This window comes from Penaeicola halotolerans, assembly GCF_016464625.1.
Classification (GTDB): Bacteria; Bacteroidota; Bacteroidia; order Cytophagales; family Cyclobacteriaceae; genus Penaeicola; species Penaeicola halotolerans.
The window spans coordinates 1-260 of record NZ_JAEAGO010000109.1 but is presented as its reverse complement, the minus strand read 5'-3'; the positions used below and the strand labels follow the sequence as shown (position 1 = coordinate 260).

General features: G+C 44.6%; 1 pseudogene. It reads left to right on the top strand.

Annotated features, from left to right (window positions below):
* A pseudogene (locus I5349_RS13835) lies at positions 1–260 on the top strand (crossover junction endodeoxyribonuclease RuvC); the annotation flags it as partial.

The following is a 260-nucleotide window of genomic DNA, read 5'->3' as shown; positions in this document are numbered from 1 at the left end:
ATCCATACTCTTGGCCAAAAAGTAACCCTACTTCAGTTTGGTGTCATCCATCTCAAAAAATACACAGGTCACGAGCTCAAACTCAAAAAAATCTTTGAGCGAATTAGTGGACTGATAGAGGAATTTGAACCAGATAACGTAGCATTGGAAGCTCCATTCTACGGACAAAATGTACAATCCATGCTGTAGCTAGGTCGTGCTCAAGGAGTTGCTATGGCAGGGGGACAAGCCCGCGAGATTCCTATCACACAGGATGGACC